The sequence below is a fragment of the Paenibacillus pectinilyticus genome, from assembly GCF_001700435.1.
Taxonomy (GTDB): Bacteria; Bacillota; Bacilli; order Paenibacillales; family NBRC-103111; genus Paenibacillus_E; species Paenibacillus_E pectinilyticus.
The window spans coordinates 59,818-75,268 of sequence record NZ_LYPC01000011.1 but is presented as its reverse complement, the minus strand read 5'-3'; the positions used below and the strand labels follow the sequence as shown (position 1 = coordinate 75,268).

Here is a 15,451-nt window from a genome sequence, read left to right as displayed (position 1 = left end):
CTTATAATAAATACATCGCTAGGGCTCCATGTCCTGGCGATGTATTTTTATGTTCAAAATATAATGAATATCGGTAAGCAAGCGACTCAGAAAGGACGTTCCATTCCTCCAGTGTAAAACGTTTCAATTCTCAAAGAGGTCGTCGTATAATGAATGTTATCTACTTGGGAAGGGACAGCCCGACCGCGTGATCTAACTTCATTTTCAGAAAAGGGCGTGACCGTGTTGTTTAAAGCAAAAGATTCTGTTCTTCGTCATCCATCATTTAACAAGTTCTGGGTTTCCCGGATGTTCTCATCGACTTCTTTCCAGATGTTGTCCGTTGCGATTGGGTGGCAGATGTATGACTTGACCCACGATGCGTTCAGTCTCGGGTTTGTGGGACTTGCGCAGTTCTTACCGATGGTGTTGCTGACGTTCGTAGTGGGGCAGGTCGCCGATCGTTTTGACCGGAGAAAAATTGTGTATATTTGCCAAGTTATTGAAGCACTTGTCGCAGCTTTATTGTTATTTGGCAACCTTCACGGTTGGCTGGGCCGTGAGGAGATTTTGGTGGCAGCCGCGGTGCTCGGTGCATGTCGAGCCTTTGAAGGCCCTACTTCGTCGGCCTTGCTCCCGATGCTGGTACCCAAAACGATTATGCAGCAGGCGATCGCCTGGAGTACGTCCGTCGGGCAAACGACGCAAATTTTAGGTCCGGCGCTGGGCGGGGTACTTTTTTCGCTAGGAGCAACTTCTCTTTACAGCACTGCGGCAATTGCTTTGTTTGCTGGGGCGATTTTGACGTTTTTGATTCGCACAGAGCCTGTCGAACGAAAATTCGAACCGATTACGATGCGTTCGGTCTTTATGGGATTGTCCTTTATATACCGTCATCCAATTATTCTAGGTACGATTTCGCTGGACCTGTTCGCAGTGCTGCTTGGCGGAGCGACGGCATTGCTGCCAATTTTTGCACAGGATATTTTACATGCTGGCCCGGTGGGACTAGGTTTGCTGCGTACCGCACCAGCGGTTGGGGCCTTGCTGATGTCGATTGTACTAGCCTACTATCCGTTGCGAAAATCTGTCGGCCTTAAGCTGTTTGGAGCACTGGGTGTGTTTGGGCTTGCAACGATGCTTTTTGCCATCTCGACCAATGTGTACTTGTCGTTATTTGCACTTTTCCTCATCGGTGCTTCGGATGTGATCAGTGTTGTCATTAGGTCTTCGTTGGTCCAGCTGCAAACACCGGATGAGATGAGGGGCCGCGTGAACGCTGTGAACTCGCTGTTTATCGGGACGTCAAACCAGCTTGGTGAGTTTGAATCAGGCATTGTAGCCGGCTTTGTCGGCGCAGCGCCTGCGGCGTTAATTGGCGGCATTGGCACTTTGGCGGTTGCCGGGTTATGGATGTATATGTTCCCATCGCTTCGGCGGATGAAGTCCTTGTCGGAGGAGACACGCACGTGAAATACGAACTCGGTGCTTAAGATTTTATACTATCTTTTTGAAACTATACTCCATCTCTCCGCCTAGAGCTTCAGCGGTATCGCCAGTTTCTCTGAAATCATGTGTATGAATTTCTTCAAACGGACCTAGATTTACTTGTTTATAAAATTCATAACAAGGGAATCCATCATGCGCACCTTGGATATCGACAGTACCATCTTTTGTGACATGTAACGTTAATAGATAATCAGCGGGAGGCGCGTATTCGTTTAATGGGTTGCTGGCACTAGCACTCATTTGAAATTTGACGTCATCCGTCCCCCAACCAACATCCAGGCACAAAATATCATCTGTACTAGCTTTTCCTGATCTTTTAATAACAGAACCATCTGGAAGTGTGATTCTTTCCGTTGTTATTCCTGTATTCGCATATGTAAAAATTTCTTTTTTATCAAAATCTACAACGACTTCTTGTTCAATTCTGGAAAGCATTGTGTTTACCGCATTTGGTGTAAACTCACGTGAATCACCTTCGAATTGAATGATATGTCCAGTTTTAATATCCTTCCTAGGCTCAGTCCAAGACATTGGGATGAAAACACTTGCTCTAATTTTGACGATGTTAGCCATGAGAATCCCCTCCATAAGTGATTTATTCTATTATAGTCAACTTGATTGACTATTTCTTGTATAGTACAATGTGTTCGAAATATAGTCAACTTAATTGACTTTATTTGAGGGGGTTTATGTATGACTCATGAAGTAGTAAGTGAATTGAATCTTACATCACTTTTGTCATTATCCTTTAGTTCATCTATTAATGAACTACATGAAAGATTGAGTGAATTGGGATTTGGAGATATTAGACCCGTACACGGTTATATGTTAAAATGCATCACCCTCAACGGAGCAACAGGTATAGAACTAGCCGAGTTTTTAGGAATTACAAAGCAAGCTGTGAGTAAAATGGTAGATTATCTTGAAAAAAGTGGCTATGTAATGCGAGATAATCATCCCACTGATAAAAGAGGGAAAATGATTATTTTGACCGAACGAGGTTGGCTGGCAGTGAGAGCAAAAGAGAAGATACTACATGAAATTGAGGAACGTTGGATTAAAAATATAGGTGCCGAACGACTGCAAATGCTCAAGGAAGATTTAACAAAATTAGTTATTGAAGCAAATGAAGGTAAATTACCAACGACAGTAAGACCTGTTTGGTAATCCATAGAGCGTATAGAAGGGACTTCCATTCCAAAATCACCCCCGCGACCCACAAATTTTGTAAAATCTTGACCTAATCTGTCACCCCAATATGCTAGAATAAGAGAATCAGATGGAATAAGAAGCAGAGGGGTTTATGGATGAGGAACAAGAGTGGGATTCTCGTGGTGGGTTGTCTTGGTTTTATTGGCATACTGGTGTTAATTGCCATCATCACAGCAGCAGTAGTATGGGGGCAACGGGGGACGGCGATTTCATTGGATGAGCAAATTAAGTCGCAGCACGTCGCGAATAAGTCCAACTACGATAACATGTGGAAACGTTTCAAAGAAATGGCGCAAGTTACCGACATGCAGGCTGATGATATCAAAAAAGTATATACCGACCTCATTGGAGGCCGTTATACGAATACACAAGCTCTTTTTCAAATGATACAAGAGCAGAACCCGCAAATGAGTAGTTCTTTGTATACGAAGCTGCAAAATGAAGTCTCTTCGGCGCGAACGGAGTTTGACCGCAATCAAAAGAAAATTGCCGATCTAGTCCGTGAGTATAACACCCATATTCGGAAGCATGTCCTGATGAACGCGATTTTCCATTTCGAAACGATGGACGCGGAGAAATTTATTATTACTTCGGACCGAACGAGCGATGCGTATCAAACAGGCAAAGATAACGAAGTGAAGCTGAGGTAGCAAATGGCGTATTGGACAGCGTTATTTCTCGTTCTGCTTGTTGGTTTTGCCACGGAACTTGTGACGGGCCGCAAATGGTGGCGGTTTGTCTTGACTTAGCTGCTGGCCGCCATCCTATTCGCAAGTGTAATAGCCAGTGATTTTTATCTGCGAACGTTCGATACGGAGGTATGGTCCGGGGCTGTTACTAACGTAGAGCACAAAGAAGAGTGGGATGAGTGGATCCCGGGCAGCGAAGATTGTTCCACAGACAGCAATGGTCGCAAGAGCTGCACCAAAAGGCCCGGGCACTATGAGCACCACGATGCGACAAACAAGATTGAAACGTCGGACAAAGGATGGTTTGAGGTGGACGAGTCCATAAACGGAAGGACATCGTTTACGGATCGGTCCCCTAATACGACTGCAGAGTTGGCCCGGTATTATCCGCTGGGGACGCCTTCAGCCTCCGTACATCGGTATGTGAATAAGGTGAGAAGTTCGTACAGCCTTTTTAGACATAGTGACATTGATCTGAAAGATTTTCCAGATCTGCCGTCCTATCCAAGCTACGTCTCGGAGGTGCTCCATGTCGATCGAATTGTAGGCGATGTGCCGAACAAGTCGAAAGCCTTGGACGCGTTGGCCGCCAGGAATACCGAACTGAACCAGACAGTGCCTGATCCAGATCATCCGGGAAAGACGATGTCGTGGAAGCAGGTTAATCTGATTTTTGTGAATATGGGGACGGATCTGCCGCAAGAATATGGCTACGCTCTTCAGGATAAATGGAAGAACGGCAACAAGAATGATTTCATTGTCAGCTTTAGCCCAGCATCGGACGGCTCTATGAACTGGGTACACGCTTTCTCTTGGAGTGAAGTGGATATACTCAAGCTTGAGGTTCAGGATTACCTGATGGAGCAGGGGGCTGGCCAGGATTTCGTGCCGATTGTGAATCATGTGGCGCAGATGGTCGCGGACCAATTCGTGAGAAAGCAGTTTGCGGATTTTAACTATTTGCAAATTGAAGTTAGTAATACATCGACCTATATGATTTGGGGACTTGAGATGTCTCTGCTTGGATTTTATATGTACAGACGTATCAGAACCTTCCTGCGTCGACGTAGACGGAATATAACTTTTGATTATTGATAAACTCAAAAAGCGTTCTCCCACCGGATGGTGAGAGAGCGCTTTTTGAGTTTAATTCCCTTCTTGCCGGTAAGCGGCAAGCTTAATTTTTGTCTATTGACGTGATCTAATGTATTGGTGTACTATATAACTAATACGGTAACACTAATTAAAAGGGGATAGCACAATGGTCAAATGGGCAGCTATAGTAAAAAAGGATTTACGATTATCGACGACCGTCTTATTCGCGGGGCTTGTTATAAACGTCATGAGCATCGTCATTGCTGGACTTGTCGGCCAATATCTGTTCATTCCGTTGTTAGCCGCTGCGGGGTTCCATGTCTTTTATCTTCCGATCGCGTTGTTCGCAAGCCTACGAACGGAAGGCTCTCAATTGCACGTCTGGCTTCACAATCCGAGATCCGCTGCAAGCTTGCTTCTAAGCAAGCTAACGAGTGGATTGGCCACGATGATCGTCTCCTTGGCCGTTCTGTACGCGATGGCTGGAATCTTGCTTCGGGCAAAGTTTCGTTTAATGGAAGCGTACTGGACGGATACTTGGAGTGCGGGATGGTTGATCTTCCTGCACGCAATCCTTATTTCTGTGGCGATCGGCGTCTGGGTCATCCTTCTGTGGTCCCTCTACCATGCGGTCAAACATCGAATCGGGCGTTGGTCCTGGGTAGTCCTTATCGGCGTCGTTCTCTTGTCGAGTTGGATCGACGATATCATCACTTCTTCGAGTCTTTATAAGCTCGTTACGCAATGGGGTGGCATGGAGATCAATTTTCCGACGTTCTCGGTGGATCCGTTCTCCCTCTACTTGGGCGAATATTTCTATAACTTAATTATTGTCATCGCTCTTTTCTATCTGAGTTCATGGATCGTTGACAGGAAAGTCGAGGTTTAATCATGGATGATTTTCATTCTTCCAAATCGATCTATCTCCAGGTTGCCGATCGAATCAAGAGACAAATCGTAAGTCAGGAACTACAAGCGGGCCAGAAGCTTCAATCCGTCCGGGAGATGGCGGTAACCTATAGTGTTAACCCTAATACCATCCAACGCACCTACAGCGAGCTGGAAAGGGAAGGGATTCTGGAGACGAGAAGAGGACAAGGCACGTTCGTAACGGAGCAGGAAGAGCTATTGACTCAGCTTCGCTTAAGCATGATCGAAGAGCAGATTGCCTCCTTTGTCCTGGTAATGCGGGAGATGGGCTATCGTTCAGAGGAGATCGTCGCCGGATTGCAGGATCACTTGAATAAGAAGGATAAGGGAGATGAGTAACGTGATCGCATTGTCTAACGTTTCGAAGACATATAACAAGAAATCCGTCATTCGAGACATTACTTTAACATTGCCTGTGGGGAAAATCATTGGAATCGTAGGAGAGAACGGCAGCGGCAAATCTACCTTATTAAAGCTTATTGCGGGACTTCTTCAGCCAACTGGGGGTTCTGTCACCATAAATGGGGAGAAGGCGCACCGAAGAATTAGCACGCTTGTCTCCTATTTATCCGACAAGGACTCGACTTATGCCTGGTTTACGGTAAGAGAAGCAATCGCCTATCAGTCTGCGCAATTCCCTGATTTTAATGCCGCCAAGGCGGAAGAGATCATGGCATTTATGCAGTTGGAGCCAACTGCGAGAATTAGTGATCTGTCGAAGGGCAAACGCAGCCGGGTCAAAATCATGCTCACATTAGCCAGAGAAGTGCCGTACATTCTGATGGATGAGCCGTTGTCTGGACTGGATCCGATGGTGCAGGAATCGATTGTCAGAGGAATGATTTCTTACCTTGACTTGGAATCCCAGACGCTAATCATGACCAGCCACGAGATCTCGGAGCTCGAGCCGATATGGGATAGCTTCATCGCGATCAAGGACGGAGCTCTGCTTCGCTATGCCGATGTCGAGGAATTGCATGACTCGGACGGAATGGGTATCAAGGCGTGGATGAAGAAAGCTTATTAAGAGGAGGGGCTAATTATGAAAGAAGTCTCGGTGGTTCATCTTTACCTGCTGCGTGCTCTTTACCTTCTTGTTGTCGTAGGACTCGGAATCGTGGTATGGCCTGGCGTCATCCGCCACGAACAGTGGGATTTGATGGAGGGCATCGTCCAATGCATGCTGGCCGCCTTCTCGGCTCTCTCCCTCTTAGGTCTCCGGTATCCTTTGCAAATGCTTCCGTTGCTCCTATGGGAAATGATTTGGAAGCTGATCTGGCTATCTGTCGTCGCTCTGCCGCTCTGGACTGCCGGGCAGTTAGACGACTCAACTTTGGGAATCGTATTTGAATGTTTGGTCGTGGCGATTTTCCCCTTCTGCATGCCTTGGCGTTATGTGTTCTATTCTTATATAAAGAAGCGTTCGGATCGTTGGGTCGGCAGGAAATCCGGAATTGCCGGGTGAATGGGGGGTTGCCCTAGGACACCGATAATCAAATGGAAGATGAAGCCCGGCCATAAGGCCGGGTTTTTCTATTCCTTTTAGAAATGGCAGTAGATAACTTGTTATTCTCTCGATAATTAACAAAACAAACATGTTTACCTGTAATAGGCTTTACAATTTAGTTATACAATGTGTGGATTGCTGTATGAAAGGAAAGGGAAGCGAGGCGAGGCGATGATTCCCAAATGGTTGCTGACGACGCTGAAAACCATCCTCGTAGCAGTAATCGTGTATTTTGCTCTACGAAGCTTGCCTCTTCGAGCGGTCGACCTGGTTGCTTTTCTGAAGCGTGCGGATTATCGGTTTTACCTATCGATGGTTCTATTTGCTGTCTTTTTAATGCTGCAGGCGAGCATCTGGGTACTCATCGTCAACACGGTACATGTAAAAGATGTGGAATCAGACAACCGCACGAAGCTCGGTTTACTGTCAGGGTTAAGGATCTTTATCGATTCCCAATTCGCGAAGTACATCCCAGGCGGCATCTGGAATTATGCAGGCCGCGTCGTGCTTGCTACGAGGGCAGGGGTCTCGTTGGCAGCGCAGTTCGCTGCGATTTTGTACGAGAACATACTGTTGGTGTCTGCGGCGCTTTCATACGCGCTCCTACTTGCGATGGACCTAGGTGTGACGCCATCTCCTATTCTTTTATCCATCATGCTGGCGGTTGCTGCTTGTGGTTATGTGTACTACGCTCGCATGACAAGCTGGATAAGCCGTGTAGTTGGTGGAGCTTCAAGATGGAAATGGATGAAGAAACTGCTAGATCGAATAACCAAATCGGATGAAGCAGTACCGAATAGGGACTCGGCCTATACGTTGACCCGCAATCAGTTTTTTGGGTATTTGGCTTGTTTTCTGGGCAGTCATTTTGTGATGGGCATCGCTTTTTGGATGCTGACAGCCAGTTTCGACGCTGGTCATATCAGCGTGCTCTATGCGGCGGGAACGTTTGCGACCGCGTGGCTGCTTGGTTTATTAAGTCCGCTTCCTGGCGGGCTCGGTCTACGAGAGGGCTTTCTTGTTTACTTTTTATCGATGAAGTTAGGTACAAGTGCGGCGCTGCAAATATCCATCATAGCTCGATTGTGGAACATGATGGCTGAAGTTACATTCTGGGCCCTTATTCAATCGGTTAGCAGACTCGCGAGGAGGGTGAGAGGTTATGAATCGTAGAAAGGTCGTACTCGTTGCTGGTGTGTTTCCGCCAGGCATCGGGGGCATGCAAAGTTACTACTACAACCTATCGAAGCATACCAAACATGATATTACTGTGCTAGCGCCTGAGTATCCAGGGAGTGATGCGTTCGACGGAGAACAGTCGTTTCGGACTGTGCGCGGATCCTTTATGCGTGGAGAACGTGCGAACTTCACGAGCTGGGGTCGATTGTTCCGTCATGTGAAGAAAATGATGACTGTTGAGGAGCCGGATGTCACGGTGTATGGCTACGTGCTTATCGGTTTCATCGGTTTGCTGTTTAAAGTGTTTGGACGACGGTGTTATGTGATCTCCACCCATGGGATGGATATGCTGATGTTCCGCCGTTTCTTTGGTTTGAATTACATGGTGAAGCAGATTTTAGTTCATGCCGATGGCGTGTTGACGAATAGTTTATTTACGAAAAAATTAGTGGAAGACTATGGTGTTGATCCTTCTCGTATCAGTCTCGTCCATCCTGGCGTGGAGGCTGTGTTCAATAAGGAGACAGCCAATTTGGAGCTCGTAAGACGGTTTGGACTGGAAGGCAAGTATGTCATTCTGTCTGTCGGTCGCTTGGTCACCCGCAAGGGGCAGGATCGGGTTATCGAGTCGATGCCGGAAATCATCCAGCATATTCCGAATGCGGTATATGTCATTGTTGGTGATGGTCCAGATCGTGCGCGTTTGGAGCAGCTTGCGATTACGCACGGTGTCGCCGATGCTGTAGTATTCGTAGGAAGTGTTAGTGGAAGCGAAGATTTGAATGACTATTACAACTTGGCGGATCAGTTTATCATGGTTTGTCGGGAGCTCGAGAAGGGCGACGCGGAAGGCTTCGGCATCGTCTATTTAGAAGCCGCTTCTACGGGAGTCCCTGTGATTGCTGGAAGATCCGGCGGCGCTTTGGAGGCTGTACTGGACGGGGTGACGGGAGTTCTCGTTGATCCGGATTCACATGCCGAAATTGTAGAAAGCGTTATCCTTCTGGCACGGGATGAGGAGATTAGGGAGAGACTTGTGCAGGCTGGTTATCAACGGGCGAAGTCCTTTTTCCAATATGAAGTGCTCACGGAGAAGTTCGATCATTATGTGGAGAGTCTCTGTGTGGACATTCCTACAGGGAAGAAGTTTGTTAGAAATCGTTCTGATGTGAATCATGATGTTCGATAAAAGGATGGCAAAACAGGCTACAGACGCTCGTCGTCCGTGGTCTGTTTTTCTGTTTTCATAAAATAATAATTTTATACCAAATTTATATAAATAATATTTTTTTACAAAAATCGTGATGAACGTTAATCCCGCTTTGACAATTCGTCCTTATAGTCAGAGAAGTAAGAACGAATATGGGTGCGACCTCATCAGGTCCATCTTATCAGGAGGAGCGTAAATATGAAAAATCGTTTTCAAGCTGTTCGCAAGCCTGCTAAAGTGGGCCTCATTTTGACATCAGGACTAATGCTCATGACCGCATGTGGACAAACCGCCGGAAGTGATAAAGGGGCATCCGCAAGCGACTCGGGCGCAAATGCAACCAAAACTGTGGCAACAACAGCCGCACCCCAGGAGACAGTCGATCAATTGTATGCAAAAGCGAAGGAAGAGGGCAAGTTGATTGTCTACTCGACCTCAGGGCGTGCGAATGACGCTGCAGAGACGTTCATGAAGCAATATCCTGGCATTAAAGTGGAAGTGAGTAAAGTGAAATCCGATCAGATGATGGATAAAGTGACCAAGGAGCAGGACGCGGGGCAATTCAATCCGGACGTCATCGTGACGAAGGAAGTCAGCGGAGCTGTATTTGAGGAAATGGTCAAGCAAGGACGTTATCTCAAATATTTGCCAGAGGACATTGCACCTAAGGTTGAAGAACCGTTCCGTACGCAGGACGAAGCGTATGCCAACTACGTGGAGTTCCGTACCATTTTCTACAACACAGCGCATTACAAGGAAGCTCCTGTGAAGAACTGGTGGGACCTTACGACACCGGAATTCAAGGGGAAAGTATATACGGCAGATCCGTTGAGCTCTCCAGCGTTCATGGATCTATTCACAACGATGGTCTTACATAGCGATGAGATGGCGGCTGCTTATAAAGATAAATTCGGCAAGGATATCGTGCTGCAAGGCACAGAGAATGCAGGCTATGAATTCATTAAGGAACTTTTTGCGAATGGACTTGTCGTGTTAAAAGGCAGTGATGATGTGCTTGATGCGATTGGTAAAGCCAATAGTGAAGCGATTGGTTTGGCGGTTTCCGGCGACGTATCGAAGAACGAAGAGAAGGGTTGGACGATCCAACCAATCTATGACATTAAACCGAAAACAGCTGTTCCCGATGCAGGGTACCTGTTCCTTGCGAAGAAAGCGCCACACGATGATGCAGCGAAGCTGTTCATTCGATGGATGATGGGTGAGACAGATGGTAAAGGTGAAGGCATGGCGCCATTTAACCAAATTGGCTCATGGGTGCCGCGCTCTGATGTCATCACGAAGAATCAAGTGACATTCAAGCAGTTGAATCTATGGACGTTCGACGGGGATGCGTTGTACAAAGCGGCACCGAAGGTACGTGATTTCTGGATTAAGCAAAAGTAATTTACATATGACCAAGGGTGGGGAACACATTGACAGAAAGAACGATGCCGCAAGCTCGTCTTGTCCGGTTGCGCAACCATACCCTGAGTAGGCTAAGGAATCCCATCTACTGGATTGGGGTTCCTGCACTTCTCTTATTAACATACGTCATTCTATGGCCTGTCGTGAAGCTGATTTCAACCACCTTCGTCTGGAAGGTGCAGGACGCAAGGTTAGCGCCGCAGGCTAATCCGGGACATTTCACACTCTTTCATTGGCACAGGGTCCTGGCTAGTGACATCAGTTTGCCTTTATTTTATAAGCCGATTCTGCATTCGCTCGTTGTTGGGGTTTCGGTCTCAGTCCTTTCGTTGCTGTTCGGCTGTGTGCTGGCTTGGTTCGTAACTAGAACGGATATGCCGCTCAAGCGGATGATTTCATTTCTAATTGTGATTCCCTATTTGCTTCCAAATTGGATATTGTCACGAGCTTGGCTGCTTTTTTTCAAAAATAGCAAAATTGGCGGCACGCCAGGCATCCTGCAGTCCATTCTGCATATCACCCCGCCTGACTGGCTGGCCTACGGTTTCGTACCGATCACGTTGACCATAACGGTGCACGACAGTGTCTTCGTCTTCCTGCTTGTTGGCGCAGCACTGAGTGCCATGAATAGCCAATTGGAAGAGGCGGCCAGTTTAACGGGAGCGAGTCGATTAACGGTCATGCGCCGTATCGTGTTTCCACTCGTCATGCCATCTGTCCTGTCCGCCTTTATTCTTATATTTACGAAAGCGATTAGCTCTTACGGGGTTCCAGCTATGCTGGGTACGCCAGTCAATTTCGATATGATATCTACGATGCTGTATGCCAGTATGCGATCCCGCCTAATGACGGAAGCAAATGTGCTCAGCCTAACCTTAATGGCGATTACGATGGTTACCATTTATATCAATCAGCGGGTGATTGGGAAGCACAGGAGCTACATCACCGTTACGGGGAAAGCAGGCGCACAGACGCTGACTGCACTAGGCCGATCCAAATGGCCGGTTGCGAGTATGATGACCGTATTGATGGTGATCTTAGCTGTTGTACCGCTTCTCATTTTGCTCCTTCAAACGTTCATGCTCAAAGAAGGCGTTTATACGCTAAGCAACTTGACGATGCACTACTGGTGGGGAGGTTCGGATCCTGCTATTAATACAGGGGAGAAAGGCGCCCTTCGAAATGATATTTTCCTGCTCGCTTTGAAGAATTCACTGACCATCGCAGGTATTTCTTCGGTGATTGCTGCCATCGTGGGTCTAGTAATCGGCTATGTAGTGGCACGCGGCAGACAGAATTGGCTCGGTCGTACAGTCGATCAGATTTCATTCCTGCCTTACTTAATTCCCGGTATCTCACTGGCCGCTATGTACATTACGATGTTTGCCAAACCAACGTTGTTCATCCCGGCGCTCTATGGCACGATTGCGATCCTTATCGTTATCACGGTCGTGAAGGAGCTTCCGTTCACCGTTAAAGCAGGCAGCGCTGCGCTGATGCAGATCAGCCCGGAACTAGAGGAAGCAGCCCAAATTAGCGGGGCATCCTGGCTTACTAGGTTTCGGCGCATCCTGCTGCCGCTCACGCATAAGAGCATAGCTTCCGTCTTCCTGCTTGTGTTCATTGGTGCTATGAAAGAAATGGAGCTCATTATCTTGCTGGTTACACCCCGCACAGAAACACTGACAACGCTAACTTTCTATTATGCAGAAAAAGGGTATGATCAGCTGACCAATGTCATTCTCATGGTTATTATTGGCATCGTGATTACCGTGTACCTGCTGGCTGTGCGGTTCGGCAAGGCTGATCTGACTCAAGGAATAGGAGGATCTTCATGAACGCCATCGAAATAACTAACATTAACGTTTCCATTCATGGCAAGCATGTGCTGAAGGGCATTGACCTGACGATTGCCAAAGGGGAGTTCATGACCTTCCTAGGTCCATCCGGCTGCGGTAAAACGACACTGCTCCGCACCATTGCCGGGTTGCAGTCAGCAGACGAGGGTACACTTCGTATCGGAAACAAAGAAGCGGTGAATAGTGCGACTGGGCACTACCTGGAGGCTTCCAAACGAGGCGTTAACCTCGTATTCCAGAGCTATGCATTGTGGCCGCATATGACCGTGTACGAGAACGTTGCCTTCGGCTTGCAAGTGCAGAAGCTGCCCAAGGATCAGACCCAAGCGCGGGTTCGGGTGGCGCTGGCTAACATGCGTATCTCTGAGCTTGAGACTCGGTATCCTGGCCAGTTGTCCGGTGGCCAGCAGCAGCGAGTCGCTATTGCTCGGGCTATCGTAACAGAGCCGGAGATTCTGCTGCTTGATGAGCCGCTGTCGAATCTTGATGCAAAGCTTCGCATCGAGATGAGGGCGGAGCTGAAGCGGCTCCACCATGAGCTGAAGACGACTATCATTTACGTCACGCATGATCAGCATGAGGCGATGACCTTATCGACCCAGGTGGCAGTGTTTTTCGGAGGGAAGGTTGTCCAAGTCGATAAACCGAGACAATTGTATCACCGACCACGCACACTGGAGGTTGCCGAATTTATTGGCAATGCAGGTCTTCATTTGAATTATATAGAAGGAACCATTGTTGGCAGTGAAGGAGGGCAAAGGCTTGAAACATCATTAGGCTTCCTAGAGGTGGATGGTGAGGTTGGGGAGACGGGGCGCGAAATCATACTTACTCTCAAGCCTGAAGATATTCGTTTATCCGAAATGATGGGGCCTGACAGCCTTGCCGTCCATATAGAAGCTGTATTTCCATCAGGATCGGAGACCTTGGTGCAGACGAGAGCAGGGGAACTAAGCTTAATGATTCGCGTTATGGGCGACATGGAGGTTGAGGTTGGCAGTCAACTCTACGCGAAACCCCGGATGGATCGCATCAATCTGTATGATAAGATGACCGGCAGACTGCTAGAAGTACCTATTCAATTTATACAACCACGGGAGGAACTACATCATGAAAATAGATTTTCACATTCACGTTAAACTATCCAAAAAGACAAATTTCAGCATGGAGCACTTTACCAGTATGATCGACGAGGCACGGGCTAATGGGTTAGATGCGTTCACGTTAACGGAACATTTTAACACACACCGATTTGAAGATGTGTATGGCACGCTCGACGCAACATTTCCTTGCAACAATCACTACTATGATATTCAGGGCTTCAAAGTGTTCACGGGCATGGAGGTTGATATTGCCGAAGGCGGGCACATTTTGGTCAGTGGACCTAGAGATCAGCTTTTGGAGGTTCGTGCCGCGCTTGAGGCGCATACGTCATCTGACAATTTCATCGGTTTGCAACAGCTCTTTGAGTTATGTGAGCCTAGAGGGATGATGGTCATTGGCGGCCATCCGTTCCGCGAATCGAATTCACTTTATAAAATCGATAAGAGCCTGCTTCGCAGATTCGATGCCTTTGATTTGAACGGTAAGGACTTGCATGAAATCGGTATTCAAGAGAATATTGCTAAAGTGCTGACACTTGGCGAAGAACTGGGTGTGCCTGTCGTTGCTGGCAGCGATGCGCATCAAATGTTCCAAGTAGGCTGTGTGCACAATGAATTTCCAGCCCATTATGAAACTATTGCGGAGCTTAAAATGGCTATCCGTGATCGGGCTTACAAACGGGTACTCTCTCCTTCCCTGCATTTGCAGGTACGCGCGGCGAATCTGGTGAAGAAGCTGCTCAAGAAGAAGACGGAAGTTGTGTCCTAACTACGATAAGAATGGATGAGCAGATATGGATTTGATGTTTGCCAACAAGAAATTGTCCCGCGCCCATCAGCGAATCGCGGATTATATCAGTAAAAACGTGGACGATATTCCCTATATGGTCGAAGAGGATTTGGCGAAGGCTTGTCAGGTGAGCATCTCCACCGTTTCCCGATTCTGGGCGGAGATTGGGTCCCAGAGCCTCAAGGACTTCAGACAGCGCGTCAAGGATGAGGTGATGATCTCGCCAGCGCGCAAGCTGCAATCCGCTTTTGACAAGTGGAGCCCTAGCTCAGGCGCGACAGCGAGTCTACTGGCGGGAGCTGATTATTTGCAGCAATCTGCAGCGCGGTTAGTGCAGGCAGAGTTTGATCGTGGTGTTAACATGCTCGCCTCTGGGAGAACGGTCTATCTGTACGGACCGGGATCAGCAGAAAGCCTGTCGGCCCTCATGGACTTCAGGCTGACGCGGTTCGGTGTGCAGGTACGCCGGTTGGACCGCGGTGGACACGAGCTGTTCGATAGTCTCGTTCACATCGCGGATCAAGATGTGATTGTTATTTTCGGCTTCGTCTCGGAATCGCCCGAGATGAAGGTGCTGTTTGACTTCGCGACGGCGCGCGGCTGTAAGACGCTGCTGATTACCGATCTTGTCGTCAGCGATATGATCGACAAGGCGGATATGTCGATATACACTGCGCGTGGCCAGCTGTGGGAGTTTCACTCCATGGTAGCGCCGATTGCCATGGTTGAGGCCCTTGTTGTCGCAGTTGGGAAACTGCGGGAGCAGGAAGCGCTGGCGAACGGTGAGGAGCTGCATCAGTTGCGCCGGCGTTACGAGAAGTGGCTGCCGAAGCGGGTATAGGGTTGTTTTAAAAAGGATAGCGTGAGTTCAGGCGAATGTCGCCGGGCTTACGCTTTTTTTTGTTTAGCTTAGGTTTACGTAATATCAGCATTTTTAATGGGTATAAATACCTATTAATATGCA

General features: G+C 47.8%; 16 protein-coding genes. 15 read left to right on the top strand and 1 reads right to left on the bottom strand.

Annotation, left to right across the window (positions count from 1 at the left end):
* Window positions 1-153 precede the first annotated feature (153 nt).
* A complete protein-coding gene (locus A8709_RS04200) occupies window positions 154-1,452 on the top strand; it encodes an MFS transporter (RefSeq protein ID WP_084224660.1) in 1,299 nt (432 codons plus the stop codon).
* A gap of 24 nt (window positions 1,453-1,476) precedes the next feature.
* Here the strand turns inward: A8709_RS04200 and A8709_RS04195 are convergent, their stop codons facing one another.
* Window positions 1,477-2,061 carry a DUF3238 domain-containing protein gene (locus tag A8709_RS04195; protein ID WP_065850939.1) on the bottom strand — a complete coding sequence of 195 codons (585 nt, stop codon included), beginning with the start codon at window positions 2,059-2,061 and terminating at the stop codon, window positions 1,477-1,479.
* 120 nt (window positions 2,062-2,181) lie between these two features.
* Between A8709_RS04195 and A8709_RS04190 the strand changes: the two genes are divergently transcribed.
* The 14 genes from A8709_RS04190 to A8709_RS04125 all read left to right on the top strand — a co-directional run bounded on the left by A8709_RS04190 (window position 2,182) and on the right by A8709_RS04125 (window position 15,328).
* Entirely contained in the window at window positions 2,182-2,655 is a 474-nt protein-coding gene (locus A8709_RS04190; RefSeq protein WP_065850938.1) for a MarR family winged helix-turn-helix transcriptional regulator, read from the top strand.
* 140 nt (window positions 2,656-2,795) lie between these two features.
* The gene (locus A8709_RS04185; protein ID WP_065850937.1) at window positions 2,796-3,350 is read left to right on the top strand and encodes a hypothetical protein; all 555 of its coding nucleotides are present in this window, start codon (window positions 2,796-2,798) and stop codon (window positions 3,348-3,350) included.
* Between the two features lie 348 nt (window positions 3,351-3,698).
* Window positions 3,699-4,484 carry a hypothetical protein gene (locus A8709_RS04180; protein WP_065850936.1) on the top strand — a complete coding sequence of 262 codons (786 nt, stop codon included), beginning with the start codon at window positions 3,699-3,701 and terminating at the stop codon, window positions 4,482-4,484.
* Between the two features lie 166 nt (window positions 4,485-4,650).
* Window positions 4,651-5,373, top strand: a complete 723-nt coding sequence (locus tag A8709_RS04175) for a hypothetical protein (protein ID WP_065850935.1) — start codon at window positions 4,651-4,653, stop codon at window positions 5,371-5,373.
* Window positions 5,374-5,375: 2 nt separating this feature from the next.
* Window positions 5,376-5,753 carry a GntR family transcriptional regulator gene (locus A8709_RS04170; RefSeq protein ID WP_084224659.1) on the top strand — a complete coding sequence of 126 codons (378 nt, stop codon included), beginning with the start codon at window positions 5,376-5,378 and terminating at the stop codon, window positions 5,751-5,753.
* Window positions 5,746-6,441 carry an ATP-binding cassette domain-containing protein gene (locus A8709_RS04165; protein ID WP_084224658.1) on the top strand — a complete coding sequence of 232 codons (696 nt, stop codon included), beginning with the start codon at window positions 5,746-5,748 and terminating at the stop codon, window positions 6,439-6,441. Before A8709_RS04170 ends, A8709_RS04165 begins: the two co-directional genes overlap by 8 nt.
* A gap of 15 nt (window positions 6,442-6,456) precedes the next feature.
* Window positions 6,457-6,879: a hypothetical protein gene (locus tag A8709_RS04160; RefSeq protein WP_065850933.1), complete on the top strand. Its 423-nt coding sequence runs from the start codon at window positions 6,457-6,459 to the stop codon at window positions 6,877-6,879.
* A 213-nt stretch (window positions 6,880-7,092) separates the two neighbouring features.
* Window positions 7,093-8,094, top strand: a complete 1,002-nt coding sequence (locus A8709_RS04155; protein WP_065850932.1) for a lysylphosphatidylglycerol synthase domain-containing protein — start codon at window positions 7,093-7,095, stop codon at window positions 8,092-8,094.
* A complete protein-coding gene (locus A8709_RS04150; protein WP_065850931.1) occupies window positions 8,084-9,289 on the top strand; it encodes a glycosyltransferase family 4 protein in 1,206 nt (401 codons plus the stop codon). The genes A8709_RS04155 and A8709_RS04150 overlap by 11 nt, the downstream gene beginning before the upstream one ends.
* Window positions 9,290-9,508: 219 nt before the next feature.
* The gene (locus A8709_RS04145) at window positions 9,509-10,714 is read left to right on the top strand and encodes an ABC transporter substrate-binding protein (protein WP_065850930.1); all 1,206 of its coding nucleotides are present in this window, start codon (window positions 9,509-9,511) and stop codon (window positions 10,712-10,714) included.
* A gap of 29 nt (window positions 10,715-10,743) precedes the next feature.
* Entirely contained in the window at window positions 10,744-12,573 is a 1,830-nt protein-coding gene (locus A8709_RS04140; protein ID WP_244163095.1) for an ABC transporter permease, read from the top strand.
* Window positions 12,570-13,733: an ABC transporter ATP-binding protein gene (locus A8709_RS04135; RefSeq protein ID WP_065850929.1), complete on the top strand. Its 1,164-nt coding sequence runs from the start codon at window positions 12,570-12,572 to the stop codon at window positions 13,731-13,733. The genes A8709_RS04140 and A8709_RS04135 overlap by 4 nt, the downstream gene beginning before the upstream one ends.
* Window positions 13,705-14,466 carry a PHP-associated domain-containing protein gene (locus tag A8709_RS04130; protein ID WP_065850928.1) on the top strand — a complete coding sequence of 254 codons (762 nt, stop codon included), beginning with the start codon at window positions 13,705-13,707 and terminating at the stop codon, window positions 14,464-14,466. The genes A8709_RS04135 and A8709_RS04130 overlap by 29 nt, the downstream gene beginning before the upstream one ends.
* Window positions 14,467-14,491: 25 nt before the next feature.
* On the top strand, window positions 14,492-15,328 hold the full coding sequence (locus A8709_RS04125; protein WP_065850927.1) for a MurR/RpiR family transcriptional regulator: 837 nt from the start codon (window positions 14,492-14,494) through the stop codon (window positions 15,326-15,328).
* The last annotated feature ends 123 nt before the right edge of the window (window positions 15,329-15,451 follow it).